The 24,623-nt window shown below is 63.3% G+C and carries 19 protein-coding genes; 10 read left to right on the top strand and 9 right to left on the bottom strand.

The features are described 5' to 3' along the window. The first annotated feature begins 46 nt into the window (after positions 1-46). From ILT42_RS04390 to ILT42_RS04380, 3 genes are read left to right on the top strand one after another with little or no spacing between them, the layout of a single operon-like run. Positions 47-949 carry a carbohydrate ABC transporter permease gene (locus tag ILT42_RS04390; protein ID WP_204215115.1) on the top strand — a complete coding sequence of 301 codons (903 nt, stop codon included), beginning with the start codon at positions 47-49 and terminating at the stop codon, positions 947-949. Further along, positions 946-1,755 carry a carbohydrate ABC transporter permease gene (locus ILT42_RS04385; protein WP_204214093.1) on the top strand — a complete coding sequence of 270 codons (810 nt, stop codon included), beginning with the start codon at positions 946-948 and terminating at the stop codon, positions 1,753-1,755. The genes ILT42_RS04390 and ILT42_RS04385 overlap by 4 nt, the downstream gene beginning before the upstream one ends. Further along, positions 1,755-2,594, top strand: coding sequence for an endonuclease/exonuclease/phosphatase family protein (locus ILT42_RS04380; protein WP_204214092.1), 840 nt, complete (start codon positions 1,755-1,757; stop codon positions 2,592-2,594). The genes ILT42_RS04385 and ILT42_RS04380 overlap by 1 nt, the downstream gene beginning before the upstream one ends. An 18-nt stretch (positions 2,595-2,612) precedes the next feature. Here ILT42_RS04380 and ILT42_RS04375 read toward each other — a convergent pair whose 3' ends face one another. The 5 genes from ILT42_RS04375 to bcsA form a co-directional block, all read right to left on the bottom strand. After that, positions 2,613-4,295, bottom strand: a complete 1,683-nt coding sequence (locus ILT42_RS04375) for a calcium-binding protein (RefSeq protein WP_204214091.1) — start codon at positions 4,293-4,295, stop codon at positions 2,613-2,615. A 130-nt stretch (positions 4,296-4,425) separates the two neighbouring features. Continuing rightward, positions 4,426-6,297 (bottom strand): hypothetical protein, encoded by a 1,872-nt coding sequence (locus ILT42_RS04370; RefSeq protein WP_204214090.1) that lies wholly within the window; start codon positions 6,295-6,297, stop codon positions 4,426-4,428. Then, positions 6,288-7,400, bottom strand: coding sequence for a glycosyl hydrolase family 8 (locus ILT42_RS04365; protein WP_204214089.1), 1,113 nt, complete (start codon positions 7,398-7,400; stop codon positions 6,288-6,290). The genes ILT42_RS04370 and ILT42_RS04365 overlap by 10 nt, the downstream gene beginning before the upstream one ends. Continuing rightward, the gene (locus tag ILT42_RS04360; protein ID WP_204214088.1) at positions 7,397-9,808 is read right to left on the bottom strand and encodes a cellulose biosynthesis cyclic di-GMP-binding regulatory protein BcsB; all 2,412 of its coding nucleotides are present in this window, start codon (positions 9,806-9,808) and stop codon (positions 7,397-7,399) included. The genes ILT42_RS04365 and ILT42_RS04360 overlap by 4 nt, the downstream gene beginning before the upstream one ends. A 37-nt stretch (positions 9,809-9,845) precedes the next feature. After that, the gene (gene bcsA / locus ILT42_RS04355) at positions 9,846-12,020 is read right to left on the bottom strand and encodes a UDP-forming cellulose synthase catalytic subunit (protein WP_204214087.1); all 2,175 of its coding nucleotides are present in this window, start codon (positions 12,018-12,020) and stop codon (positions 9,846-9,848) included. A 513-nt stretch (positions 12,021-12,533) separates the two neighbouring features. Here bcsA and ILT42_RS04350 point away from each other — a divergent pair. The 3 genes from ILT42_RS04350 to ILT42_RS04340 all read left to right on the top strand — a co-directional run bounded on the left by ILT42_RS04350 (position 12,534) and on the right by ILT42_RS04340 (position 16,450). Then, positions 12,534-14,702, top strand: coding sequence for a cellulase family glycosylhydrolase (locus ILT42_RS04350; RefSeq protein ID WP_204214086.1), 2,169 nt, complete (start codon positions 12,534-12,536; stop codon positions 14,700-14,702). A gap of 111 nt (positions 14,703-14,813) precedes the next feature. Beyond that, positions 14,814-15,185, top strand: a complete 372-nt coding sequence (locus ILT42_RS04345; RefSeq protein ID WP_204214085.1) for a YciI family protein — start codon at positions 14,814-14,816, stop codon at positions 15,183-15,185. Beyond that, positions 15,182-16,450 (top strand): RNA polymerase sigma factor, encoded by a 1,269-nt coding sequence (locus ILT42_RS04340; RefSeq protein ID WP_204214084.1) that lies wholly within the window; start codon positions 15,182-15,184, stop codon positions 16,448-16,450. Before ILT42_RS04345 ends, ILT42_RS04340 begins: the two co-directional genes overlap by 4 nt. 52 nt (positions 16,451-16,502) lie before the next feature. On the opposite strand, the gene ILT42_RS04335 is transcribed toward ILT42_RS04340, so the two are convergent. Beyond that, positions 16,503-16,922 (bottom strand): MarR family winged helix-turn-helix transcriptional regulator, encoded by a 420-nt coding sequence (locus tag ILT42_RS04335; RefSeq protein WP_204214083.1) that lies wholly within the window; start codon positions 16,920-16,922, stop codon positions 16,503-16,505. 76 nt (positions 16,923-16,998) lie between these two features. Between ILT42_RS04335 and hmgA the strand changes: the two genes are divergently transcribed. Further along, complete coding sequence (gene hmgA, locus ILT42_RS04330) at positions 16,999-18,339, top strand: homogentisate 1,2-dioxygenase (protein WP_229428464.1); 1,341 nt, start codon at positions 16,999-17,001, stop codon at positions 18,337-18,339. Positions 18,340-18,365: 26 nt separating this feature from the next. Here the strand turns inward: hmgA and ILT42_RS04325 are convergent, their stop codons facing one another. After that, positions 18,366-19,538: a glycosyltransferase gene (locus ILT42_RS04325; protein WP_204214081.1), complete on the bottom strand. Its 1,173-nt coding sequence runs from the start codon at positions 19,536-19,538 to the stop codon at positions 18,366-18,368. A gap of 518 nt (positions 19,539-20,056) precedes the next feature. Between ILT42_RS04325 and rfbF the strand changes: the two genes are divergently transcribed. Both rfbF and ILT42_RS04315 read left to right on the top strand, forming a co-directional pair. Then, a complete protein-coding gene (gene rfbF / locus ILT42_RS04320; protein WP_204214080.1) occupies positions 20,057-20,878 on the top strand; it encodes a glucose-1-phosphate cytidylyltransferase in 822 nt (273 codons plus the stop codon). Between the two features lie 27 nt (positions 20,879-20,905). After that, the gene (locus ILT42_RS04315) at positions 20,906-21,964 is read left to right on the top strand and encodes an NAD-dependent epimerase/dehydratase family protein (protein ID WP_204214079.1); all 1,059 of its coding nucleotides are present in this window, start codon (positions 20,906-20,908) and stop codon (positions 21,962-21,964) included. Here ILT42_RS04315 and rfbC read toward each other — a convergent pair. After that, positions 21,961-22,485, bottom strand: a complete 525-nt coding sequence (rfbC, locus tag ILT42_RS04310; RefSeq protein ID WP_204214078.1) for a dTDP-4-dehydrorhamnose 3,5-epimerase — start codon at positions 22,483-22,485, stop codon at positions 21,961-21,963. The two genes, ILT42_RS04315 and rfbC, sit on opposite strands and share 4 nt — an antisense overlap. 120 nt (positions 22,486-22,605) lie before the next feature. Between rfbC and ILT42_RS04305 the strand changes: the two genes are divergently transcribed. Continuing rightward, complete coding sequence (locus tag ILT42_RS04305) at positions 22,606-23,958, top strand: NAD(P)H-dependent oxidoreductase (RefSeq protein ID WP_204214077.1); 1,353 nt, start codon at positions 22,606-22,608, stop codon at positions 23,956-23,958. Positions 23,959-23,970: 12 nt separating this feature from the next. Here the strand turns inward: ILT42_RS04305 and ILT42_RS04300 are convergent, their stop codons facing one another. Next, entirely contained in the window at positions 23,971-24,570 is a 600-nt protein-coding gene (locus tag ILT42_RS04300; RefSeq protein WP_204214076.1) for a carboxymuconolactone decarboxylase family protein, read from the bottom strand. Positions 24,571-24,623 lie beyond the last annotated feature (53 nt).

The following is a 24,623-nucleotide window of genomic DNA, read 5'->3' as shown; positions in this document are numbered from 1 at the left end:
GGCTGCGGCTCCTCACCCCGGAGAGGATACGATGGTCGCCGCCGCCATGATCAGTGCTCGGCCAAAGACTGCGAAGCGGCTGCGCTGGGCTGCCAATGCCAATGCCTGGCTCCTGCTGCTGCCTGCGCTGGTTCTCCTGGCAACCTTCACCCATTACCCGATCCTGGCGACCCTCTATCACAGCTTCTTTTCGCTGGGGCGCAGCGGCCCCGCCACTTTCGTCGGGATCGAGAATTATCAGGCGATGCTGGAGGACGACGTCTTCTGGCAGGTGCTGCGCAACAATCTCGTCTTCGCGCTCGCCACGGTGCCGGCCAGCATCGCCCTGGCGCTGCTGATGGCGGTGTGGGTCGATCGAAAGATCACAGGGCGCTCGTTCCTGCGCCTTGCCTTCTTCACGCCGACCGTCCTGCCGATGATCGCGGTGGCGAACATCTGGCTTTTCTTCTACACGCCCGATTACGGATTGCTCGACCAGATCCTCCGGTTCTTCGGGTTCTCCGGCCATAACTGGCTCGGGGATCCCGGCACCGTCATGACGTGCTTGATCGTGATGGTGGTTTGGAAGGAAGCCGGCTTCTTCATGATCTTCTATCTGGCTGCCCTGCAGACGATCCCGCCGGAACTGAAGGAGGCCGCCTCGGTGGAAGGCGCCGGACGCTGGTATTTCTTCCGGCGCGTGACGTTGCCGCTTCTGATGCCCACAACCCTGTTCATCTCGATCAACGCCCTGATCAACTCCTTCAAGCTCGTGGATCAGCTTGTCATCATGACCAAGGGCGGTCCCAACAACGCGAGCTCGCTGCTGCTCTATTACATCTACGAAGTGGCGTTCAATTTTTGGGACACGACCTACGCGGCAACGCTCACCGTGACTCTCATCGCCATCCTGGCCGTCATCGCGATCACGAAGTTCGTCTATCTCGATCGAAGGATTCACTATCAATGAGGCATGATGGATCCCGCATCGAGACCGTTGCGGCCTGGACGCTGGCGCTATTGTGGCTTTTGCCACTCGCCTATTGCTTCTGGAGCGCCTTTCACCCGGCCGAATACGCCACGCGCTTCGACCTCACGGCGCCCCTGACCCTGGAAAATTTTGCGCGCGCCTGGCGTCAGGCCCCTTTCGCGCGCTATTACCTCAATACGGTTCTGCTCGTCACCATGGTGCTGGCAGGCCAGCTGGTCATCGCCACCCTGGCGGCCTACGCCTTCGCGCGGTTCCGATTCGTGGGGCGCGACATCGTGTTCGGGCTCGTGCTGGTCCAGCTCATGATCATGCCGGACGTTCTGATCGTGGAGAATTACCGGGTCGTCAGCGGCTTGAACCTCCTCGATACGATCCCGGCCATCGCTTTGCCCTACATGGCCAGCGCGTTCGGCATCTTCCTCCTGAGGCAGACTTTCAAGAGCGTGCCCAACGAACTGGTCGAAGCCGCTCGCGTGGAGGGGGCTTCATCCTTCGGTGTGCTCTGGCGGGTCTTCGTGCCGCTCGGGAAGACCACCTATATCGCCTTCGGCCTCGTCTCGGTCAGCTATCACTGGAACAACTTCCTGTGGCCTCTCATCGTCACGAACTCCGTCGAGAGCCGCCCCCTCACCGTCGGACTCGCGGTCTTCGGGGCGCCTGAGACGGGCGTCGACTGGTCGGTCATCACGGCTGCCACCATCATGACGATGGCGCCGCTCCTTCTGGCGTTCCTGCTCTTTCAGCGCCAGTTCGTCCAATCCTTCATGCGCGCGGGCATCCGCTGATGAAGCTTCTGACGTGGAACATCCAATGGGGGCTCGGCTGCGATGGTCGCCTCGACCTCGCGCGGATCGCGCGAACCGCGCGCGAGTGGTGCGATGCGGACGTCTTTTGCTTCCAGGAGGTTTCCGCGAATTTCGAGGCGCTGGATGGCGGCGAGAACCAGCCCCGCGTCCTGGCGGATCTGTTTCCGGACTACAGGCCGATCTTTCGTCCCGCCGTCGAGCTTGGAGACCGGGACGGCCGGTCGCGGGTCTTCGGCAACATGATCCTGTCCCGGTTGCCGGTCCTGCAGGTCACGAGCCACATGCTGCCCTGGCCCGCCGAGGAGGGACGCAGCATGCAGCGGCAGGCGCTTGAGGCCGTCGTGGCATCCAATCTCGGTGCCGTCCGGATCATGACCTGCCATCTCGAGTACCATTTCGAAACCCATCGGCAGGCGCAGGTGGCCCGCATCCTGGAGCTGAACGAGGAAGCTCAGCAACGGTCACGCCTGTCCTACCGCGACCCGTCGGACGGCCCCTACCGGGATCAGGACCGTCCCGTCGGCACCGTTCTCTGCGGAGATTTCAATCTGGGGCCGGACGACCCGCTCTACGAGGCCATTCTCACGCGCCGGTCTCCGGGCCAGCAGTCATTCGTGGATGCCTGGAGAGTTGTTCACGGCCAGCGCCCTCACGAGCCGACGGTGGGAATCGCCGATGCCAAGCAATGGCCGCAAGGTCCCCATTGTCGGGATTACGTCTTCGTCACGGAAGATCTTGCCCCTCGCATCCGATCGGTTCGCGTGAATGGCGTAACGACGGCATCCGATCATCAGCCGATTGCCGTAGAGCTGACCTGAGACAACCGTCGTACAGGTTCAGACGATCCAAAAGGACGAGTGGCTCAGGTTCACGTTGCCGACGATTGCGAATGCGACCGGCGCGGCGCCACCGGTGCCGTCGGGGTCGAAGAAGAGGACGCCCGCATCCTTGTTGTAGATGATCCGATCGGTGGCGTCATGCGCCTGAGCGCCTGTCCAGAACGCGTCGGGGCTGAGTTGTCCCTGGCCACCGATGCCGCCGAAGACCGAGGCCTTGAGCCAAATGGTATCCTGGCCGGGATTGAAATCGGTGATGACGTCCACGTTCGTTCGGCCATTGAGTTTCGTGTCGAAGACGAAGACGTCGCTGTCCTTGCCGCCTGACAGCGTGTCGTTGCCGGCACCGCCATGGAGCGTGTCGTTGCCACCATCCCCATTGAGGCGGTCGTTTCCATTGTCCCCCTTGAGAAGGTCACGGTGATAGCTGCCGTAGAGCGTATCTTTACCGTTGCCGCCCGACAGGGTGTTGTCACCGAGGCCACCATAAAGCTTATCGTTGCCGTCGCCGCCACAGAGCTTGTCGTTGCCCATGTCGCCGTAGAGGATGTCGTTGCCTTTGCCGCCATCGATGGTGTCGTTGCCGGTTCCGCCGAACAGGCGATCGTTTCCGTCCCGTCCGTAGAGCTTGTCCTTTCCGATGTCTCCATAGAGCCAATCGTTGCCCGCTCCGCCGTCCACGGTGTCGTTGCCGGGGCCGCCATAGAGCCGATCGGCGCCGTTCCCGCCAAAGAGCTTGTCGTGCCCTTCGGCGCCATAGATGGTGTCGTTCCCATCCAGCCCGTAGAGGGTGTTCCGGCCCGCATTGCCCGTCAGGGTGTTGGACAGGCTATTGCCGGTCAGATCGACGGGGCCGATACCAGCGGCGGACATCCGCGCGATGTCGTTCCCGTCGTTGAGCGAGTAGCTGACGCTGGCCAGGATGATGTCGTCGCCTTGCCCGATCCCTTCGATCACCTGCGTGGCCGCGTTCTGAACGATGTAGGTATCGTTCCCCCAGCCGCCCTGTAGGATGCTGACACCGCCGCCATCGTTGAGGGTGTTGTCGCCATCATTGCCGATGATGTAGGATCCGAAGGCATTTCCCGTCAGGGACAAGGGTGCCGTCCCGACGGCTGCCTGCAGGCGCTCGATCTCCGATTGTTCGGCCAGCGCGTAGTTCGCCCATGTGATGATCGTATCGTAGCCTTGCCCGGGATAATCGAAGACCCGGTCGGTGCTGAGGTCGACGTAGTAAAGATCGTCGCCCGCTCCGCCCTCCATCGTATCCTCGCCGGCGCCACCATTGAGGGTATCGTTGCCGGCATATCCGTCCATGTAGTCGCCGTTCGGCGACCCGGTGATGGAGTCGTTGCCGTTCATGGCGATCGCGGCGGCAAACGAGCCCGCCGCGTGAAACCTCCACAGGTCGCCGGCGTAGGAGAAACCATCGGATCCTGAAGATGCGTAGGTGATCCAGTTGGCGCCGGTGGCCGAGAACTGTAGCTCGGAAACATTGCCGCCGTTGGGGGCCGTCAGGTTCACTCCACGGTAGATGACTTGGACCTCAAGCGAGTCGTAGACCTTCTCTTGGATGGTCGCCTGGGTCGCGGCGTTGTTGATCTGTACGTTTGTGGGCGCGACGAACAAATCCCTCAGGCGGATGCCGGCCGGCATGTTACTGTAGAACTGAACGTTTGCCATTCTGCCTGATCCGCATGCGTGAGGCCGGGGCGCTACTCAATGCAGCGTTCCGGCGGGAGCGCAACCGCTTTCGTCTGGGACATGTTGCCTCGAACCGGCGGGACACGGACGTCCCGCCGGCCGGTCTCCATCAATCACCGAGGTTGAGCGGATCCAACTTCGCCGAGGAGTAGTAGAGGCCGTATTGCGTATCGCGGGAGGACTGCTTCTTGTCCATGGAGGCGAACTGGTCCCGCGCCTTGTCGTACTGGTTGAGCTGGTAGAGTGCCCAGCCGCGCAGGACGCCGAGGCCCTGATCTTCCTTCGACACCGCCGCCCGCTTGTCGAGGGTTGCGAGCGCCTCCTTGTAGTTCCCGTCCTTGAACTGGGCCACGGCCGCCTCGGCGAGCTGGCCGGCCTGTCCGCCGCCATTGCCGCCACCTCCGCCGCCGCCGCGCTTCGCCACGCGGGTGCCGCCCTGTCCCTTCGAGCCCGGCTTCTGGTCATATGCCTTCAGCGCGGCCACTGCCGGATACTGGGTGCCGTGCTCGGCCAGAACCTTCTGGAACAGGGCCCGGTCCTTCATGCGGTTCGCCGCCAAGGCCAGTCCGAGGACGTTGGTCTCGTTGGCGCCCCATGCCACCGACTTGGAGAACCAGGGGCTCGCCTTCTGGAAGGCGCCGGTATTGTAGTAGTACCAGCCCATGGCCTGAGAGCCGTTGACCGACTGCGCGGCCTCGATCACGCTTTCGGTGCGAGCCAGGCGCCCGGCGTCCATGGCGGCGGGCTTGGGCTCGGTGAGGGCGGTCGCGAGGATCTCGATGTAGAGCTTCGCGATCAGCGGGTCGGCGTCGCGCCATTCGTAGGAGAGGGTCTCGGCTTCGGCGAGCTGGCCCTGCTGGCGCAGCGCCAAGGCATATCCCTCGACCGCCTTCGGGATGCGGTCCCAGCTCATGGCTTGCTTGAACCAGGTCTGCGCCGTGGGCCAGTCCTTCTTGGAATAGTAGTACCAGCCCAGAAGGACGGCATCGTTGGCGGCCTTCTTCTGCGTGGTCAGCGTCTCGAAGCTGCGCAACTCACTGGCGATCACGGGCTCGCCCGTCGGATCGGCGGCGAGCTTGCCGACCTGGCGGCGCAGGAGATCGAGTTGAACCGACTCGAATTCCCGTCCCGCCCCCGGCCGGCGCTGGCCGACCGCGATGAGGGGCTTGATGGCCGTGGCCGGCAGAAGCTCAGCGGCCTTCTGGATCGTCGCAAGGCGCTCGGCCGGGTTCGGGCAGCGGGTCAGGATGTGCTTGTAGAGGTCCTGAGCGCGATCAACCTCGTTCGTATGAACCAGGGCTTCGGCTACACGCCACATGACGTCCACGTCCGCGCAGACCATCATGTCGGGGTGCGCCTCCGCGACGCTCAGCACGGATGCCGAGTCCTTGGCGTCGGAAGCCGCCACGAGCTGCTGACGCAGCTCCGCCAGCTCGAACTTCTTCACGAACTCGGCCGAGGGCTGCCAGGTCGGGTCGGTCGCGCGAATCTCATCCACCGCAGCGCGAACCTCGTCGAGGCGGCCGGTCCCGAAGAGGTCCCACAGCTTCTGATCCATGGCGGGATCGCGCGCTTCGTCGAACAGGTTGGTTGGCGGCTCCCAGGAGGGATTGAGAACCTTCAGGCGCTTGATCTCCATGGAGACCCGAGCGGCGTCGTTCTGCGAGGCGTAGAAGCGCAGCGCGCTCTCGTCCACGCTGCCGGCTGCGGCTTCGCGTTTCGGCTGAACGAGAGAGCGGCCCGCGCGCGGAGCGGTGAGCGCGCTCGTCCCGGACAGGGATTCGGACAGGCTGGGCTTGGCGGCCGCAGAGACGGCCGGACGCGCATTCAGGTCGAAGGGCGCGTCGGTATCGGTGCTCTCGGTTTGGACGGACGACAGCGATGCGAGAGGACGCTTGAGGCTGTCGGCCGCTTGAGCGCCGGACAGCACGAAGGCGGATCCGATGCAGCCGAGGATGAGGGCCATGTGCTTCATAGACATTCCGGATACCTTTCCTGCAAGGCGATGAGAGACAGGATGTGAAGGGTGGTGGGGTAATAGGCACCCATCTCCACGGTGCGGAGAGAGGGGTCGAGCTTCTGCTTGTCGAGGGCGCATTTGGCGGTGGCGATCACGGCCCTGAAGCCGGTTCCGCCAAAGGTGTCGAGGGCCCCGCCCGTCGCCAGATCCACCTCGAACGGACCGAGATTCAGTTTCTCGTTCCACAGGCCAGCGAAAGGCCGGAGAAGGTCGGGCTGTGGGACCTTCGCCCACGCCAGGTAGAGCGGGATGCGGATCGCGTTGTAGCTGAACCGCGCCGGAAACGACTTGGCGGGTGCCGGAGGCGCGGAGCCGACCGCGATCCAATCGGCGGGCAGCCGCATGGGGCTGAAGCGGCTGTCGCGGATCAGGCGCAATCCCGTGGCTTGGATCTCTGCCCAATCGGTCTCAGGTCCCAAACCCTTCAGGCGGTCGAAGGCCGGAAACACCCAATAGGACAGGTTGAGCACCATGCCGTCCGGGTGGTCCTCGGCCTGGAAGCCGACGCGGCCGGGAATGAGGGCCAGTCCGGCCGGGGTCTGGGCGGTGTTCAGGCGGCCGAGGGCTGCCACGATGGCGCGGGCGTCATCGACATACTCCGCCTTTTGCCATTTGGCGCCGGCCTCGATCAGCGCCCAGGCGATCAGAACGTCGCCATCGGAGGCGTTGTTGCGGTCCGTGACGTTCGGGCTGGCCTTCTCCTTCCACTGCCAGGCGGCAAGGCCGCTGGCGTCGATGTAGAGTTCCTTCTTGGTCCAGGTCCAGATCTCGTCGAAACCGGCGCGGTCGCCAGCCTTCACGGCGATGAGCATGCCGTAGCCTTGACCCTCGCTGTGGCTGATCTTGTTCACGTCGTCGATGACGCGCCCCGAGCGGACGAAGCGCTGCTTGTACTTGGCCCAGGCCTGCTGGAGCCAGCCGGCGGGAAGGCCTGCCTCGGCCGGAGCCTGCGTCTCGGTCGCCTGGGCGAGCGAGAGGCCGGTCCGGGGTTCGGTCTTGGCCGCGGCGCCCGTTGCGAGGGTGATCGCCGCGAGGCCCAGGAGAGCGGTGCGGAGCGCGATCATTCCCGCACTCCCGAGGAACGCAGCACGCGCTGGACCGCGAAGGTCAGCACCAGGAAGATGCCGAACAGGGCTGCCAGATAGACCGGAATGTTGCGGGAGAGCCAGCCGGCCGCGATGAGCCGGGTGTTCTCGACGTCAAACGGGGCGGTGGGGACGAGAAGCACCTCGCCGGACACGCGCGTCTCGACCGTGCCGTCATGGGCGTTGAAAACGGCGGCCTGGCCGACGAGGCGCTGCCAGAGCGAGCCCGACAGCAAGGTGTAGACGCTGTTCGACAGCTCGTCCGTGGTGGGCGCCAGGATGAGGGTCGTGGATTCGACCTGCGGCATGAGCTTCGCGCTCCAGCTATGGTCGAGGGCCTTCGACTGTGCTCCCTGGGCGACAACCAGCGTGGATTCCGGCGTGATGATCAGTTCGGGGGAGGGTGCCTTCACGAGACCGGCCCGGTCGAGGGAATGCATCACGACATCCTGCAGTCCCGCAAAAGCCGACCGCGCATAGGCTTCGAGGCCCGTGCTCCTGATGTTGCCGATGAAGCCCGCGGCATCCGACAAGGGACCGCTCGCCTGTGCGATCTGGGACGTCAGGCTGCCGACGGAAGCGGTCTGCTCCGCCTTCGCCAGGATGGCATCCGGCAGAGAGACCTGCTCGCCGATGGAGGCCACCTGAACGGCCTGCCCCAGGGAGCTCACGGGGGCGGCCTGAGCAGGGGCACCCTGCCAAGCCTGGCTGAGCTTCGCCGGGTTGATCCCGGCGGCCCGAATGGTCGCCTCGGGCATGTCGCCGTAGGCGCCGATCGCCAGGACGTGGGCCACGCCTTCCGGAGCGCGATCCAGATGGAAGCTCGCCTTGGTGACCTGGCCGGACAGGCTTGCCATCTTGGCCAGCATCGAGAGCGAGGTTTCGAGGGCCTGCGGCCGGGCACGCGGGACGAAGAGGTTCAGGTCCCTGGCTTCCGACATCCGCGAGAGACCGCCGGGGATGGCCGAGGAGATGTTCGGCATCGCACCGATGCGCGCAAGACCCGGGATTTGAACCTGGCTCGTCCCGGCCAGAAGGAAGCGTTCGCGCTGGTCGCCGAGAGCGACAGGCTCGCACTTGTCGTCATTGGGCGTCAGCGTCCGGGCTTCGATGTCGATGGTGTTGAGGCCCGGCTTGAACGCGCCCATGGGCAGGTAGATGCGGCGCTTGTCGAGAATTTCGCCGGATTCCTTTGCCATCAGAATGTCGGCGATGGGCGCACCGTTCACGCGAACCGTGAGCTTGTTTCCGGCCGCGAGATGGGGCGCGTAAGCCGCGTCCGCATCGAGGATCACACGCCCGTAATCCGCCGCCAGAAGGTCGGACGGGAGCTGAAGGCGCAGAGTCTGCCTGTACAGACGGCCGCGAAAGGCTTCCGACTCGAGGCCGAGATCCTCGAACGTCAAGGTCTCGCCGCCCTGTACCACGCGACCGTTCAGGTTCGCGAGCGCGCGCAGGCCGGCCGGGGAGCCCTGAGCCTTCGCGTCCTGAGCACGGGATGCGAGCGATGCGAGTGCCATGTCGAGCTCGGCATCATTTTCGCCCGTGACAATCAGCGTCGCCCTGCCGGTCTGCGCGTTGTAAAGGAGCTGCTCGCGTGAGCCCGTGCCGGGGATATGAAGGCCGGTGGCGTCCTTGACCTCGGCGGCGGTCCCCACCACCACGTCGAGACCCGCCTCGTTGGCGGAGTCGGGATTGATCTCGACGATGGTGTTGGCGAAGCGGCCGAACAGCACCGCGGCCTGGACTGCACGGGAGGCGCGGTTGAGGCTGTCGGAGTCGCGGCGATCCGCAAGGCGCACGGCAATCCGCGTGGCGCCGTTGATGTCCGGCTTGATGGCCGGAAGATCGGTCAGTTCGCGGATGTCGCCCGACACATTCGAGAAGACGAGCTCGCTCTTCTCCGGCATCAGACGCGTCCACAGCTCGTAGGTCGAGTCCGGCGAGCAATCGACGCGATGAGACTGGCGAACGGTCACTCGAACCGAATTGAACCCCGCCACGAGAAGACCGGGCGGAATGTTAAGGCTCAAGGTCTCAGGCCTGCCGGCGGTCTGCCGCGAGGTTTCACCCACGACCACGTCGTTGACCTTCACGATCATCTTGAAGGTTTCCGGCATCACCGAGATGGCGTTGACGTAGGACAGCTTCAGCTTGGCGGGCCGGTTCGCCTCGCCGGTCGTCATGAAGACGGGGAAATCGCGGACTCCCGCCTCGCCGTTGAGTTGACCGTCCTCGGCGCTCAGCGAGAGAGGACGGTGCCATTCGGGCAGGTTGATGGTGAGAGACGATAGACCCTGGGAGGTGGGGCGCGGGGTCGCTTCCGCCGCCAGGGCTTGCACCGAGACAAGGGACGTTGCGAGGATGAGGGCCGAGGCAAGACGCATGGGAGGCTCCAGATTCGGTTGAACCGTTGACGGCTTCCTAGTGATGGGAGTTGGCGCCGGCAGCACCGGAGCGGCGGAAGAGTGCGAAGTAGAGGCCGCGTAGGGTCTGCCTGAGGCCCCACCCCAAGAACTGGCCGGTGCCGAGAATGATGCTCCGGCCCCCCTGCCGCGCCGCGCGGATCCCGCGCAGGACGGAGAGGTCGCCATACATCAGCCGGGCGACGTAGCTGTACTCGGCCGCACCCATGGACGCGAAGGTCAGGCCGATCATGCGATCATCCTCGTTCGTCCGAACGCTGGCGATCTTGACCGGCAGGTAATGGTAAGCGGAACCGCTTCCCTGCTCGGCCGGAATGGCCAGCCGCGCCGAGGATTGCAGCCGCACCTGTCCGGGGCCGTGGGCCCGGACGAGCATGCCGCCCTGGGACACGTCGACGATCTGAACCGTCAGGATCGTATCGTCCACCTGGAGGGCGCCGCGGCCCTGGGCCGGGACGCGGTGGTTGCGGCGGCGCTCACGGCGCTCCGACACCACACCGAGCGCCAGGCCCGCCATGATCAGGTTGAACAGGTTCCACAGTCCGACGATCCCCAGAAGCCCGGCGGCGTCCGGCTCGTTGTGCAGCCGGTAGCCCACCATCACGGTCGCGGCCAGCAGCACGCCGAAGATCGCGAAGTAGGGCCAAGCCAGATCGGACAGACGGTCGTCGTCGGTCGCATCGCCCTTGGCCGTGACGTTGAAGGTCGGACGGCGCGGATTGCGGATGACGCTGATGATGGCGGGGAAGAGGTAGACGGACTGGACGTACTCGTAGAGTTCCGAGACCCAGGGCCAGCGGACGCGGCCATAGGCGTAGCTCTGCATCAGGAGGGCCGCCACCAGGTAGGTGAGGGTGTAGGCACCGAACTCGGCGACCGTCGCGTTGTAGATCTTCAGGTCGAAGAAGATGAACAGCAGCGGGGCAGCCAGGAAGATCATGCGCGGGATCGGGAAGAGCCAGAACATGCAGGTCGACAGGTAGCAGATACGCTGCGCCAAGCTCAGGCCCCGCTTGAAGACCGGGTTCTTCATGAGGAAGATCTGCAGCATGCCCGTGCACCAGCGGGTTCGCTGACCGATGAAGGACGCGAAGGTCTCGGGCTGCAGACCCGCGATGAGCGGCTTGTCCACGTAGAGGCTGGTCCAGCCCGACGAATGCAGCTCGAGCGCCGTCTCGCAATCCTCGGTGATCGACGTGCCGGCGAAGCCGCCGGCCTGCTCGAGGGCGGTGCGCCGCAGCACGGCTGCCGAGCCGCAGAAGAACGCGGCGTTCCACTTGTCGAGGCCCTTCTGGATGATGCTGTAGAACATCTCGTTCTCGGAGGGCATCCGGTCGAAGGTCGCGAGGTTCTTCTCGATCGGGTCGGCATTGATGAAGAAGTGCGGGGTCTGCACCAGGAAGAGCTTGGGATCCTCCGAGAAGTACCCGACCGTCTCCTTCAGAAATTCCTTCGTGGGGGCATGGTCGGCGTCGAACACGACCACGAGCTCGCCCGTGGACTGCAGAAGGCCGTTCGAGAGGTTTCCGGCCTTCGCATGGACGTTGCGCTCGCGGGTGAGATACTTCACGCCCAGCTTGCGGCAAAGCTCCTGGAGCTCTTCCCGGCGGCGGAGGGCCGTCTCGGAGACCTTCGGATTGGGCGACTGGACCTTCTGGTCGGTGCCGCCGTCATCGAGCAGGTAGACCGTCAGTTTTTCCTTCGGGTAGTCCATGTCCTTCGCGGCCGAGAGCGTAATGGCCAGAAGGCTCGCATCCTCGTTGTAGGACGGGACGAAGACGTCGACGGTCGGAGCCCTGTCCCGCGTCAGCTGCGGCGCCCGCGGCCGGGTGATGGGCCGGGCGATGACGAAGAGGCTCATGGCCAGCATGACCACGCAGAACATCTCGGCGCCGTAGATGATCACGCCGGGGATGAAATCCTGCAGGCTTGCCATGCTGGGCAGCGTGAGGGTGGTGCGCCAGTAGACGAAGCGCAGAACCACGAGAGCGCCGAGACCGAAGAACAGGTGCCGCCAATACCCCTTGAGGTTCAGCAGCTTGATGGCCAACATGCCCAGAAGGCAAACTTCCGCGATGGCCCATTGCGCGTCCGTGCCCACGGGCTGCAGGACGAGAAGGAGTGCCGCGCCTACCGCGACCGTCAGGAAACCTAGCGAAATCGCTCGCAGCATCAGCTGCCTCCTTTGCTACACACCGGAATCTGTTGTCGAAAGCAAATATTGGCTTTCGTCTGAGTATTCGCAGGCTCAGGTCCTAGGCATGAGCCGTCATGCGTCGTGCCGTTCGGAGGCCGCGACGTATTCATGCTCATGTCTTGTTGTAACTTGTTGCCCGCTACGCGTTTTTGCGTTGCGGTAAACTGTCAACAAATGTGACTTTCAGCAATCATCCTTAGTCCGAAGCGCTCATACGAATATGTGGTACTGGGAGAAGTGTCCGGTCCTCAAAAGGGAGTAGGGGGTCCTAAGACCGGTCGAGGCCGCGTCGCTTGGGGCTATCCCTAATGTGGGGCTTTGCGGGCAAAGCGACGCATACCCCTTCGGCGCCGTTTCGAAATTGTTCCGTTCAGGCATAAATCGCCTGCAAAGCCTTTGCAGTGCACCTTCGCGCCTCAAATGTCCGTCCCGGCGTCCGGCGTGACGTCTTCCCGTCCATGACGAGTCCTCGCCAGAAAGCTGGAACGCATGAGTAATTTTCTCAGCACGCGCGGCAATCAAATCGTCGATGGGCAGGGTCGGACGGTGAAGATCTCGGGCGTGAACTGGTTCGGGATGGAATCCGACCGCTACGCCCCTGACGGCCTTCACGCGCGGAACTACAAGGACATGATGACCCAGATGGCGGATCTGGGCTTCAACACCATCCGCCTGCCATTCTCCGACCAGCTCTTCGAGGCCGGTAGCCGGCCCAGGGACATCAACTACGGCCTGAACCCGGACCTGTCCGGTCTCACGGGTCTGCAGATCATGGACAAGGTGGTCGCTTACGCCGGCACGCTGGGCCTGAAGGTCATTCTCGACCATCACCGGTCGGCGGCCGGGAGCGGGCCGAATGCCAACGGGCTCTGGTACGACGGTGCCTATACCGAGCAGAAATGGATCGATAACTGGAAGATGCTGGCGGTGCACTACGCCGGCAACGACACGGTGATCGGCGCCGACCTCCACAACGAGCCGCATGGTGATGCCAGCTGGGGAGGGGGCGGATCCACCGACTGGGCGGCGGCGGCCGAGCGCGCCGGCAACGCGATTCTCGCCTCCAACCCCAATTGGCTCGTCTTCGTGGAGGGCGTCGAAGAGTATCAAAATACCTATTATTGGTGGGGCGGCAACCTCATGGGCGTGAAGGATCGCCCTATCCGTTTGAATGTGGGCAATAAGCTCGTTTATTCGGCTCATGACTACCCCAACTCGATTCATGAGCAGCCCTGGTTCAACGGCTCATCATTCGCCGATAATCTGCCGGCCAAGTTCGATCAGATGTGGGGCTACATTTATAAGAACAACATCGCGCCGGTTTATATTGGCGAGCTTGGCACACGACTTTCAGATCACAAGGACAAGCTATGGCTCGACAAGATCAAATCCTACCTGTCTGGTGACTTTGACGCCGACGGCAGGATCGACATCGCGCAAGGTCTGGAGGGCATCGGCTGGACGTGGTGGTCGTGGAACCCAAACTCGGGCGATACCGGCGGAATCCTGGCCGATGACTGGAACTCCGTCCTTCAGAATAAAATGAGTCAGATCTCCGGCCTGCTTTGGACGGGGCAGTTTCCGCGTCTAATCGTAGGCACATCGGGCGATGACGAATTGACCGGCACGTCGAGGGCTGACGACATGGATGGTTTGGCCGGCAACGACCGGCTCTACGGAGGCGACGGCGACGACGATCTCGACGGTGGCTCCGGCATGGACTACATGGCCGGTGGCCGCGGCAACGACACCTATCACGTCGACCATGCCGGGGATGGGATCGCCGAGAATGCCGGGGAGGGCCAGGACACGGTCCTCACTCAGGTCAACTACCGGCTTCCCTTCGGGCAATTCATCGAGAACCTTACGAGCGCGTCCGCTGGGCTGACCCTGATCGGAAACGAACTGGCCAATACCCTCACGGGCGATGCGGGATCGAACCTTCTCGACGGCGGCGCCGGCGCCGACATCCTGCAGGGGCTTGGCGGCAACGACACCTATCTGGTGGACAACGCCCTGGATGTGGTCATCGAAGCGGCGGGTGGCGGATACGATGTCGTCCGGGCCAGCGCGAGCGTCACCCTCCCGAGCTCCTCCGAGGTGGAACTTCTCACGGTCGCCACCGTCAAGGGCACGGCGCCGATCAACCTGACCGGATCCGATACGCCCAACATGATCGTCGGCAACGATGGACCGAACGTCCTGGCAGGAGCCGGGGGCAACGACACGATCTATGCCGGGAGCGGCAATGATCGGGTCAATGGCGGGGCCGGTCACGACATGCTGTTCGGTCAATGGGGAAAAGATGTCCTGACGGGCGGCGGCGGCCGGGACGTTTTCGTGTTCGACAGCAAGCCCCACGCGGCGAATGTGGACCGTATCGTGGATTTCGTCGTTCGGGACGACAGCATCTATCTTGAGAACAGCGTGTTCAAAGCCTTGGGCAAGAAGGGGTCCCTGGCCAGCCCCGCCCACCTGAAGAAAGAGGCCTTCTTCGCCGGCTCCGCCGCGCACGATGCGTCGGACCGCATCCTCTACGACAAGAAGACGGGCGTGTTGTGGTACGACAAGGACGGAACCGGCTCCGCCGCCGCCGTGAAGATCGCCCAGCTGAGCAAGAACCTCAAAATCAAGGCTACGGACTTCTTCGTCATCTGACCCCTCGGTCATCTGAGCCCTCGCCTGCGGGCCCTGGCCGCAAATTTATTTGCGGGTCCTGTCGGATCAGGACATTGTCACCCGTCTTTCAGGGTGATGAGATCATTTTCCATGCGTTACGCCATTCTCTGTTACGATTCGGAAGACGTCGTCGGCTCCTGGACCAAGGACGAGGACGCGGCGGTGATGGCCCGGCTTGGAGCGGTTCAGGACAAGCTGGCCGAGAAGGGACGCCTCGGTCCCGTAGCGCGTCTCCTTCCGACCACGGCAGCCACGACGATCCGGAAAGGCCGGGAGGCCCTGGTCATCGACGGGCCCTTTGCCGAGACCAAGGAGCAGCTCCTGGGCTTCTACGTGGTGGATTGCGAGACCCTCGATGATGCCATCGCGGTCGCCCAGGATCTGGCGAAGGCCAGTGGCTCCGCCGGAGCCTTCGAGTTGAGGCCGATCAGCTCCTTCAATCCGGGAGGCGAAGCGGCGTGACGGAACTGGCCTGGATCGACGCAGCGCTGACGTCGGCCCGTCCCCAGGCCCTGGGCGCCCTCCTTCGCTATTTTCGGGATCTCGACACGGCCGAGGAAGCGTTCCAGGAGGCTTGCCTTCGTGCGCTCAAGAATTGGCCCGTGAACGGGCCGCCCCGCGATCCTGCGGCCTGGCTCATCCTGGTCGGACGCAACGCCGCCCTCGACCATGCGCGCAAGCGCAGCCGGCTCGAAGCACTGCCGGAGGAGGAGCGGATCTCCGACCTTGGCAATGCCGAGGACGCGCTCGCCGAACGCCTCGACGGCGCTCACTACCGGGACGACGTCCTGCGCCTCCTGTTCATCTGCTGTCATCCCGAGCTGCCCGCGACCCAGCAGATCGCGATGGCGTTGCGGGTCGTGTCGGGTTTTTCCGTGAGGCAGATCGCGCGGGCCTTCCTGGTCAGCGAGAGTGCCATGGAGCAGCGCATCACCCGCGCGAAAGGGCGCGTGGCACGGGCCGGCGTACCGTTCGAGCCGCCCGGAGCCGTGGAGCGCTCCGAACGGCTCGCCGCCGTCATGGCCATGGTCTACCTCCTGTTCAACGACGGTTATTCCGCTGCGGACGATGCCGTACCGATGCGGGCTCAGCTCTGCGACGAGGCCATCCGGCTGGCGCGGCTCCTCTTGCGCCTCTTCCAAACCGAGCCCGAGGTCATGGGCCTCTTGGCTCTGCTCCTGCTCCAGCATTCTCGCGCTCCAGCCCGATATGCCGCGAACGGCTCCGTGGTGCTTTTGGAGGACCAGGACAGGGCATCGTGGGACCGGAAGCTCATCGGCGAGGGGCTGGCATTGGTCGACAAGGCGATGCGGCATCGAAAGCCCGGACCCTACCAGGTCCAGGCCGCCATCGCGGCGCTCCATGCGCGGGCCGCGCGGCCCGAGGAAACGGACTGGGCGCAGATCGACCGGCTCTACGCCAGCCTGGAGCGCCTTCAGCCCTCTCCCGTCGTCACGCTCAACCGGGCGGTGGCCCACGCCAAGGTTCACGGCCCCGATGCGGCGCTGTCCCTGATCGGGCCGCTGGAGGCGCAACTGTCCGATTATTTCCATTTCTTCGGAGTCCAAGGCGCGCTCCTGCTTCAGACCGGCCGTCATGGGGAAGCGAAAACCGCCTTCGACCGGGCCATCGGGCTCGCCCGCACGGCCGCGGAAGCCGACCACATCCGGATGCATCTCGACAGGCTGATGACGGACGCCCAGGGCTTCGGCGCAGGGCTCGCTTGAAAAGGGCGCAGGCTGCCGAGGGAGCCCTTGATGTCCTCCCTCGGCAGCCCGATCAGCGGGACAGCTTGTCGAGGGCCCTAATCAAGGCGCTGGCGTCGGGGCCAAGGGAGGACATCAAGCGGGCCTCGAAGGCCAGGGCTCGAGGGACGATATCGTCATAGGCCTGTCGACCAAGCGGCGACAGGGACAAGATCTCCTCTCGGCGATCCTCCTGGCTCTCCCGCCGTCGCAGCCAGCGGCGCTCCTCCAGGGCCCTGACGGCCCGGCTGACTTTCGTCTTGTGCATGGACGAGTGGGCCCCGATGGCCTTCGCTCCCATCTCGTCGAACTGCCCCAGGGTCGCCAGAACGCGCCATTCGGGGATGGTCAGGTCATGGTGTGGGCCATAGACGGTCCGGAAAGCCTGGGAGACAGCAGTGCTCGCCCGGTTGAGCCGGTATGGAAGGAAGTCCTCGAGGTCGAGCTTGATCATCGCGTTGTTAGTTACAAAATAGACGGTTACACATGTAACGGATTTCAGCGAGGTCGGCACCATGAATATGCAGGATATGGCGCAGCGGGCATCCGGCGCGGAGCGGGTCGAGAGCGCGATCCGGCGGGATTACATGTCCGGCTTCGGAAACGGGTTCGAAACGGAGGCCCTGCCGGGGGCGCTGCCCATTGGCCGGAATTCTCCCCAGAAATGCGCGTATGGCCTCTATGCCGAGCAACTGAGCGGCTCGCCCTTCACCGCGCCGCGCACGACGAATGAAAGGTCATGGCTCTATCGGATCCGCCCGACGGTTTCGCATTGGGGGCACTTTGAGAAAGTGGATGCAGGGTTCTGGCGGACGGCGCCGGCGCCCGAGGTCGATGTTCCGATTGCCCCGATGCGGTGGGATCCTCTGCCGCTTCCCGCCGAGCCGGTCAGCTTCGTCGAAGGCGTGCACTCGATCACCACGGCCGGAGATGCGGGCAGCCAGGCCGGCATGGGCGCTCATGTCTACCTCGTCACGCGCTCGATGGAGGACGAATACTTCTACAATGCCGATGGCGAATTGCTGTTCGTGCCGCAGCAGGGCAGTCTCCGCCTCTGGACCGAGTTCGGCATCATCGAGATCGAACCTGGCGAAATCGCCGTCATTCCGCGCGGTGTGAAAATGCGGGTCGAACTGATCGACGGGCCTGCGCGTGGCTACATCTGCGAGAATTACGGTGGAGCGTTCACGTTGCCCGAGCGCGGTCCGATCGGAGCCAACTGCCTGGCCAATCCCCGCGATTTCCTGACTCCCGTCGCCGCTTTCGAGGACCGTAAAGCGCCCTCTCGCATGTATGTCAAATGGTGTGGGTCAATTTGGGCTTGCGAGATCGATCGCTCGCCCCTCGACGTGGTCGCATGGCACGGCAACTATGCGCCCTACAAATACGACCTGCGGCGGTACTCTCCCGTGGGGCCCGTTCTCTACGACCATGCGGATCCGTCGATCTTCACGGTTCTGACATCGCCATCGGAAACACCCGGGACGGCGAACGTGGATTTCGTCATCTTCTCCGACCGCTGGCTGGTGGCCGAGAATACGTTTCGGCCGCCCTGGTATCACATGAACGTCATGAGCGAGTTCATGGGCCTGGTTTACGGACAATACGATGCCAAGCCCCAAGGTTTCGTCCCAGGCGGCATCTCGCTTCACAACACGATGCTGCCCCACGGGCCGGATGTGGAAGCTTTCGAGAAGGCCGGCAATGTGGAGCTGAAGCCTCATAAGCTTGAAGGCACGATGGCCTTCATGTTCGAAACGCGGTTTCCTCAGCGGGTGACCGCCTTCGCGGCCGGCTCGGAGACGCTGCAGAGGCATTATGGCGGCTACGGCCACAAGCTGCATACGCATTTCGACCCCACCCGGCCCTGACTGGAGGAGGCTCCGCTCGAAGATTTCTAGGCCGAAGCCGCAAAGGTCATAGGCCGTCTCTGCTGTGCTGCCTCGGCCGTCCTCGATAAGGATTCGAGGCGTGCCTCGTGCGCCTTCGCGGCGGGCATGTCGAATGTGGCCAGAACCTGTGCCCAGCGATGAGACCAGTCGTGGCGCAACAGGGACTGAACCGCATTGGAGTGGCTCGCCTGGTAGAGCCGATCGGGATCGCGTTCCAGCTTCCGAAGAAACGCGGGCACGTCATCGACGTCGAGCGGGAGGTCGATCACCGCATCGGTCCAGTCGAAATACTCGTCGAACTCCGGGCAGTCGGGCCTCGATCCCAGCATGACGGCTCCGCCGGCCGCTCCCTCGAAGTACCGGGTCGACAACGAGCGCTCTTCGCCGGCCTTCTTGATCTTCAAGCCGCTGGAGACCGTGTGGTCATAGGCGATGAAGAACTTGCTGCGCTTGATCAAGTTCATCGTCAGCGCGCGGCTCGACCGCCAGTCGGGCACCACACCGTGCTTCCAAACGTCATAAACGTAGAAGCGGCCATCGTCCTGCATCATGCGCAGGAGCTGGTCATGAATGACCGGGGAGCGCCGTCCCATGCTGTAAACGTCCACGTCGCGACGAGGCGGATTTGGGAAGGGACTTGCCTTCAGGCAATCGGCAGCCGTCGCCAGGAACGAGCAGGGCGCCTTCGTGTAGGATCCCAGAGCCTCAATGCTCGATTTGTTGAGGACAAAGACATGATCGAAGTCGTCGAGAAGCTTAAGTTCGCCACGCGTGGTATGAAACAGGCTCGACCAGCTCTCCAGAACGAAGGCCGCCGCCTTCTTCGATCGCTTGCGCCAGCCCTTGATGTTTTGCAGGTTCGCGAGATCGTTCGGGAACTGGCACATGTAGAAGAACAGGTCATAGTCCTTCTCGACCGAGACCGGGCTGAAGCTCGGAACGCGTGGGAGGCCTAAAAACGTCTTGGCTGCTGATGCTAGTCGATAGGCAAGGTCGCTGGCCAGGAAGTGCGGACTTGGCCTCGTTTTCCAGCCATCCGTATAGGGTCTGCCGAACGGAGCGATGACATCGACGGCCTCGACCGACGAGATGACGTCGAAGAATTCGAAGCTCTGACTGTTGAAGGGTTCGCGCCAAGCGTTGAAGTTGGAAGCCAGCAGGATCCTCGGGGCTGACATGACCATAGAGCTCCAAGCCTGAAATGAGAGCTTCGTTGCTTATCACAAACCCGAATCTACCGTAAGAGGTAGGTCGAGAGTATCCGGGACTACTCCGAATTGATCGCGCAAACCCGGGCAGCTCTGCGATCGCTGCGGTTCTGGCGACTCCCGCAGCTTGGTGGCCCTTCCGCGCGCTTGCGCCCAAGGCTCCCCGTTCACATGATCGTAAGGTCCCATTCCGCTTTGCCGAATGACCATGAAGGAAGCGGTTTCCTCGCTGAGTATGCCAGCGACACCATCGGTATCGGAATTTGTGCTCTGGCAACCTCGTTTGCTGGAGGGGCTGTGATTACCACGAATGAGGCGCTGCTCCACCTGTAAGACTGGGAACGATCAAACATTTGATAATGCGAATTTTCAAAAGTGCAGTTTAAATTCACACGGATTGCTCGAAATCAAGAACAATACTTTCTACGAGAACCTATCGGCGGGGCTGTGACTAGACAAGCATGAATTTGCTTGACCGAGGAGAGATCATGAAGGTCGTCATTCTGGCGGGCGGGTTCGGAACGCGGATCAGCGAAGAAACGGTTACCCTGCCGAAGCCCCTCGTCGAAATCGGCGGCAGGCCAATCCTCTGGCACATCATGAAGCTTTACGCCCATCACGGGTTGACCGACTTCATGATCTGCTGCGGCTACAAAGGTCACCTGATCAAGAAATACTTTCTAGAGTACTTCGAACGCAATTCAGATGTAACGGTCGACCTTCGCAACAACACGGTCGACGTTCACCGGGCGGCTGCCGAGCCATGGCGCGTGACCCTCGTGGACACCGGCCTGAACACGATGACGGGCGGTCGCATCAAACGGATGCGCGACTACGTCGGTGACGAGCCGTTCTGTCTGACATACGGCGATGGCGTCAGCGACATCGACATCAGTTCCCTTATCCAGTTCCACAGGCAGCAGGCTGCCCTAGCGACGGTGACGGCCGTCGCTCAGCCGGGTCGTTTCGGCGCTCTCGACCTGTCCTCCGATCGCCCCCGCGTAACGGGATTTCGTGAGAAGTCCGGCATGGACGGCCACATCATCAATGGCGGGTTCTTCGTGCTGGAGCCGGCCGTGTTCGACCTGATCGACGGAGACGACACGGTTTGGGAGCAGGAGCCCATGCGTCGCCTCGTTTCCGAGGATCAGTTGGCCGTGTATCGCCACCAGGGGTACTGGCAGAACATGGATACGCTGCGCGACAAGCATCTTTTGCAGGAGCTGTGGGACAGCGGAAAGGCTCCCTGGTACGTGTGGCGCGATGCCAAAATGCCTGCGCCCGCCCATGAGACGACGGCCTCGCGCTGAAAACCCCGAACGAAAGCTGAGGATGACATGAAGGTTCTATTCACCGGAGCCGACGGATACATTGGTGCCATCTTGGGCCCGAAGCTGCTCGAGCGCGGGCATGAGGCAGTCGGCCTTGATACCGGCTTTTATCGTCGCGGCTGGCTGTTCAACGATCACCGCACCCGGCCCATGGTGATGACCAAGGACATTCGTCAGGTGACGGCGGAGGACCTCGAAGGCTTCGACGCCTTCGTGCATCTGGCGGAATTGTCGAACGATCCGCTCGGGGAGAACGACCCTGAGCTGACGTCGATGATCAATCATCTCGGGTCCGTGAGGCTGGCCGAAGCGGCCCGCCGCGCCGGCATCCCGCGCTTCATCTATGCGTCGTCCTGCAGCATCTATGGCGCTGGAGGCGACGATGTCCGGACGGAGACCTCACAGGTCAATCCGCAAACCGCCTACGCGCGGTGCAAGGTCCTGGTCGAGCGGGACGTCGGCGCGATGACGGATGAGCACTTCGCTCCGGTCTTCCTGCGCAATGCGACCGCGTTCGGAGCAAGCCCGCGTCAGCGCTTCGACCTGGTCCTCAACAATCTGGCCGGATGGGCCTGGGCTTACAAGGAAATCCGGATGACGAGCGACGGATCGCCCTGGCGGCCGATCGTTCACATCGAGGACATCTGCGAGGCCATCCTTTGCGCTCTGGAAGCACCGCGTGAAGCGGTTGCCGGGCAGGCCTTCAACGTTGGCGACGACGCGCAAAACTACCGCGTGAAGGAAATCGCCGAGATCGTGGCCTCCACGTTTCCGGGATGCGAACTGTCCCTCGGCACCGACGGGGGTGATACCCGGAGCTATCGGGTCTCGTTCGCCAAGATCCGGGAGCATATGCCGAACTTCCGTTGCCGCTGGAACGCCGAACGAGGCGCCGACCAGCTGCGTACGGTCTTCGAGCATATCGGCTTGACCAAGGAGATGTTCACGGCCTCGCCGTTCACGCGTCTGCTGGAGCTGAAGTATCTCCAGGAGACAGCCCAGGTGGACCAGCGTCTCTTCTGGACCGCCATGGGCGCCAAGATCCCAGCCTCGGTGGCCGCCTAAACGGCGGCCCAGGCGGCGTCCTTCGGTGAAATGACCGTCACGGGCTCGGGCCAAGCGATGCCGAATGCCGGATCGTCGTAGCGCACGCCACCTTCCGCAGCCGGTGTATAGGGATGCGATACCTGATAGATGACATCGACGTCGTCGACCAGCGTCTGGAACCCGTGGGCGAAGCCGCCAGGCACATAGAGCAGGCGGCCGTTCTCGGCCGTCAGCTCGAAGCCCTCCCACTGCCTGTAGGTCGGAGACTCGGGCCGCAGGTCGATGATCACGTCCAGGATCGCGCCGCGGATGCAGCGCACCAGCTTGACCTCCTCATGAGGGGCCTTCTGGAAGTGCATGCCGCGCAGCGTGCCCCGCGCCCGGTTGTAGGAATGGTTGGCCTGGACGAACTCGCTCACGAGCCCATGGGCGGCGAACTCGTCCCTGCACATGGTTCGGGCGAAGTAGCCCCTGTCGTCACCTCTCTTCTCGATGTCGATCAACATCGCGTCTTTCAAGGTGGTCGGCGAGAACTGCATGGGATCCCTCGGAGGAAGAAGAGCTGAGGCCCCCAATGTTCAGCAGGGTACGAGCCTTGGCAAGGACGTAATCCCTAAGAGACAAACCAGCACAGTCGTTCAAAGAGATGGAGTTGACCCATGATGATCGTCGATACGGCCCTCACGAGGCGGATCGCAGAAGGGCATAAGCCGATCCGGGTCGCGATGATCGGGGCGGGCTTCATGGCAAGGGGTGTCGCGCTGCAGCTTGCCACCGCGTTCAAAGGCAGCATCCGGCTCTCCGCCATCGCCAACCGGACCCTGGACAAGGCACGGCAGGCCTATGCCGAGGCCGGTGAGCAAGACGTCGCGGTCTGTTCGACAGGGGCGGACGTCCAGGCGGCGCTTGCGGCGGACCGGGGCATCATCACCACCGATCCCATGTTGCTGGCCGAGGCTGCCGGCTTCGATGTCCTTCTCGAGGTGACGGGCGCCATCGAAGAGGCCCTGCCGGCCGTTCTCGCAGCCATCGAGGCGCGCAAGCACGTGGTCCTGATGAACGCCGAACTCGACGGGACCGTGGGACCGATCCTGAAGGTGAAGGCCGACAAGGCAGGCGTCGTCTACACCAATGTCGACGGCGATCAGCCCGGCGTCATCATGAATCTCTATCGGTTCGTTCGGGGAATCGGCGTCCGTCCCGTCCTGTGCGGCAACATCAAAGGCCTGCAGGATCCTTATCGGACGCCGACGACCCAAGCCGAGTTCGCCCGTCGCTGGGGCCAGAAGCCCAGCATGGTGACATCCTTCGCGGACGGCACCAAGATTTCCTTCGAGCAGGCCATCGTGGCCAATGCCACGGGGATGCGGGTGGCCAAGCGAGGCATGCACGGCTTCACGGTTCCAGCCAACACCCCCATCCAGGACGCCGCTCAGCTCTACTCCGCCGACGAGTTGCTGGAGGGCCCTGGCATCGTCGATTACGTGGTGGGGGCCTCCCCGGGCCCCGGCGTCTTCGTCCTGGGGACCATCGAGGACCCGAGGCAGCGCCACTATCTCAATCTCTATAAACTGGGCGAAGGTCCCCTCTACTGCTTCTACACGCCCTACCATCTCTGCCATTTCGAGGTCCCCAACACCATCGCGCGTGCTGTCCTCTTCGGCGATGCGGCCATCGCGCCGCTGGGAGCTCCGCTAGTCGAGGTGATCACGGTGGCCAAGCGCGACCTCAAGGCCGGCGAGACCATCGACGAGCTGGGTGGCTACATGGTCTATGGCGTTGCGGAGAACGCCGAGGCCTCGATCCGCGAGGATCTCTTGCCCATCGGCGTTGCGCCGGGCTGCCGTCTCAAGCGCGACATCCCGAAGGACCAAGCCTTGTCCTATGCGGATGTCGAGCTTCCGGAGGGACGTCTCTGCGATGACCTCCGGCGCGAACAGGCCGATTACTTTTTTGGTGGTCGAAACGCCGCGAGTGAGACGCTTCCCGCAAAGTCGCCGGTCATGGCCTGAGGGCCCTGACCGCTATCGCTCAGGCGTCGCGTAAGCTTTGCCGACCGTCAGGGCCTCCCGGACCCCCGCATCGTCATCGATGAAGACGGATTCCGGCTCGGCCCCGACCGCGTCGAAGTAGCGGCTCACGAAGCAGCGGAACGATGCGCACAGGGCGATGTCGCAGATCTGCCGATCCGTGAAGCCGGTCGATCGGAGGCGGTCGATGTCGTCCTGGGTGATTTTCGATGCGTCCGTGGCGATCTGCTCCGCGTAGGACAGCATGGCGACGTCCTTGTCGGGCAGCCCGGCCGTGCGGAAGTTCTTCTGCACCGCCAGAACGTCGTCCATGGATCCCAGGTCCGACACCAACTGCTTCGCGTAGACGTAAGAGCAATAGGTGGATGGAACCTGCTTTGCGGCGATCAGGGTGATCAGCCGCCATTCCCTGAGGCCCAGCGAGAAGCCCGCACGGATCCGATCCAAGAAATCCGTGTAGATCGGCAGCAAGTCGGGACGAGGCGTGAAGCTCTTGGCTGTCTCCATTACGAATCCCAGCTGAGATCTCTGCGCTGCGTAGATCTCGGCGACCCGGTCGGTGGCCTCGGGCTCTGAGATGGTTTGCAAATACATGGCTGGCTCTCGGCGACATCTTTCGGCAGCGGCAGCTTACCAGCAAATGCAGT

Source organism: Microvirga pudoricolor, assembly GCF_016892705.1.
GTDB lineage: Bacteria > Pseudomonadota > Alphaproteobacteria > Rhizobiales > Beijerinckiaceae > Microvirga > Microvirga pudoricolor.
Note: the sequence above shows the minus strand (reverse complement) of the source record. Positions and strands in the feature narration are given on the sequence as shown.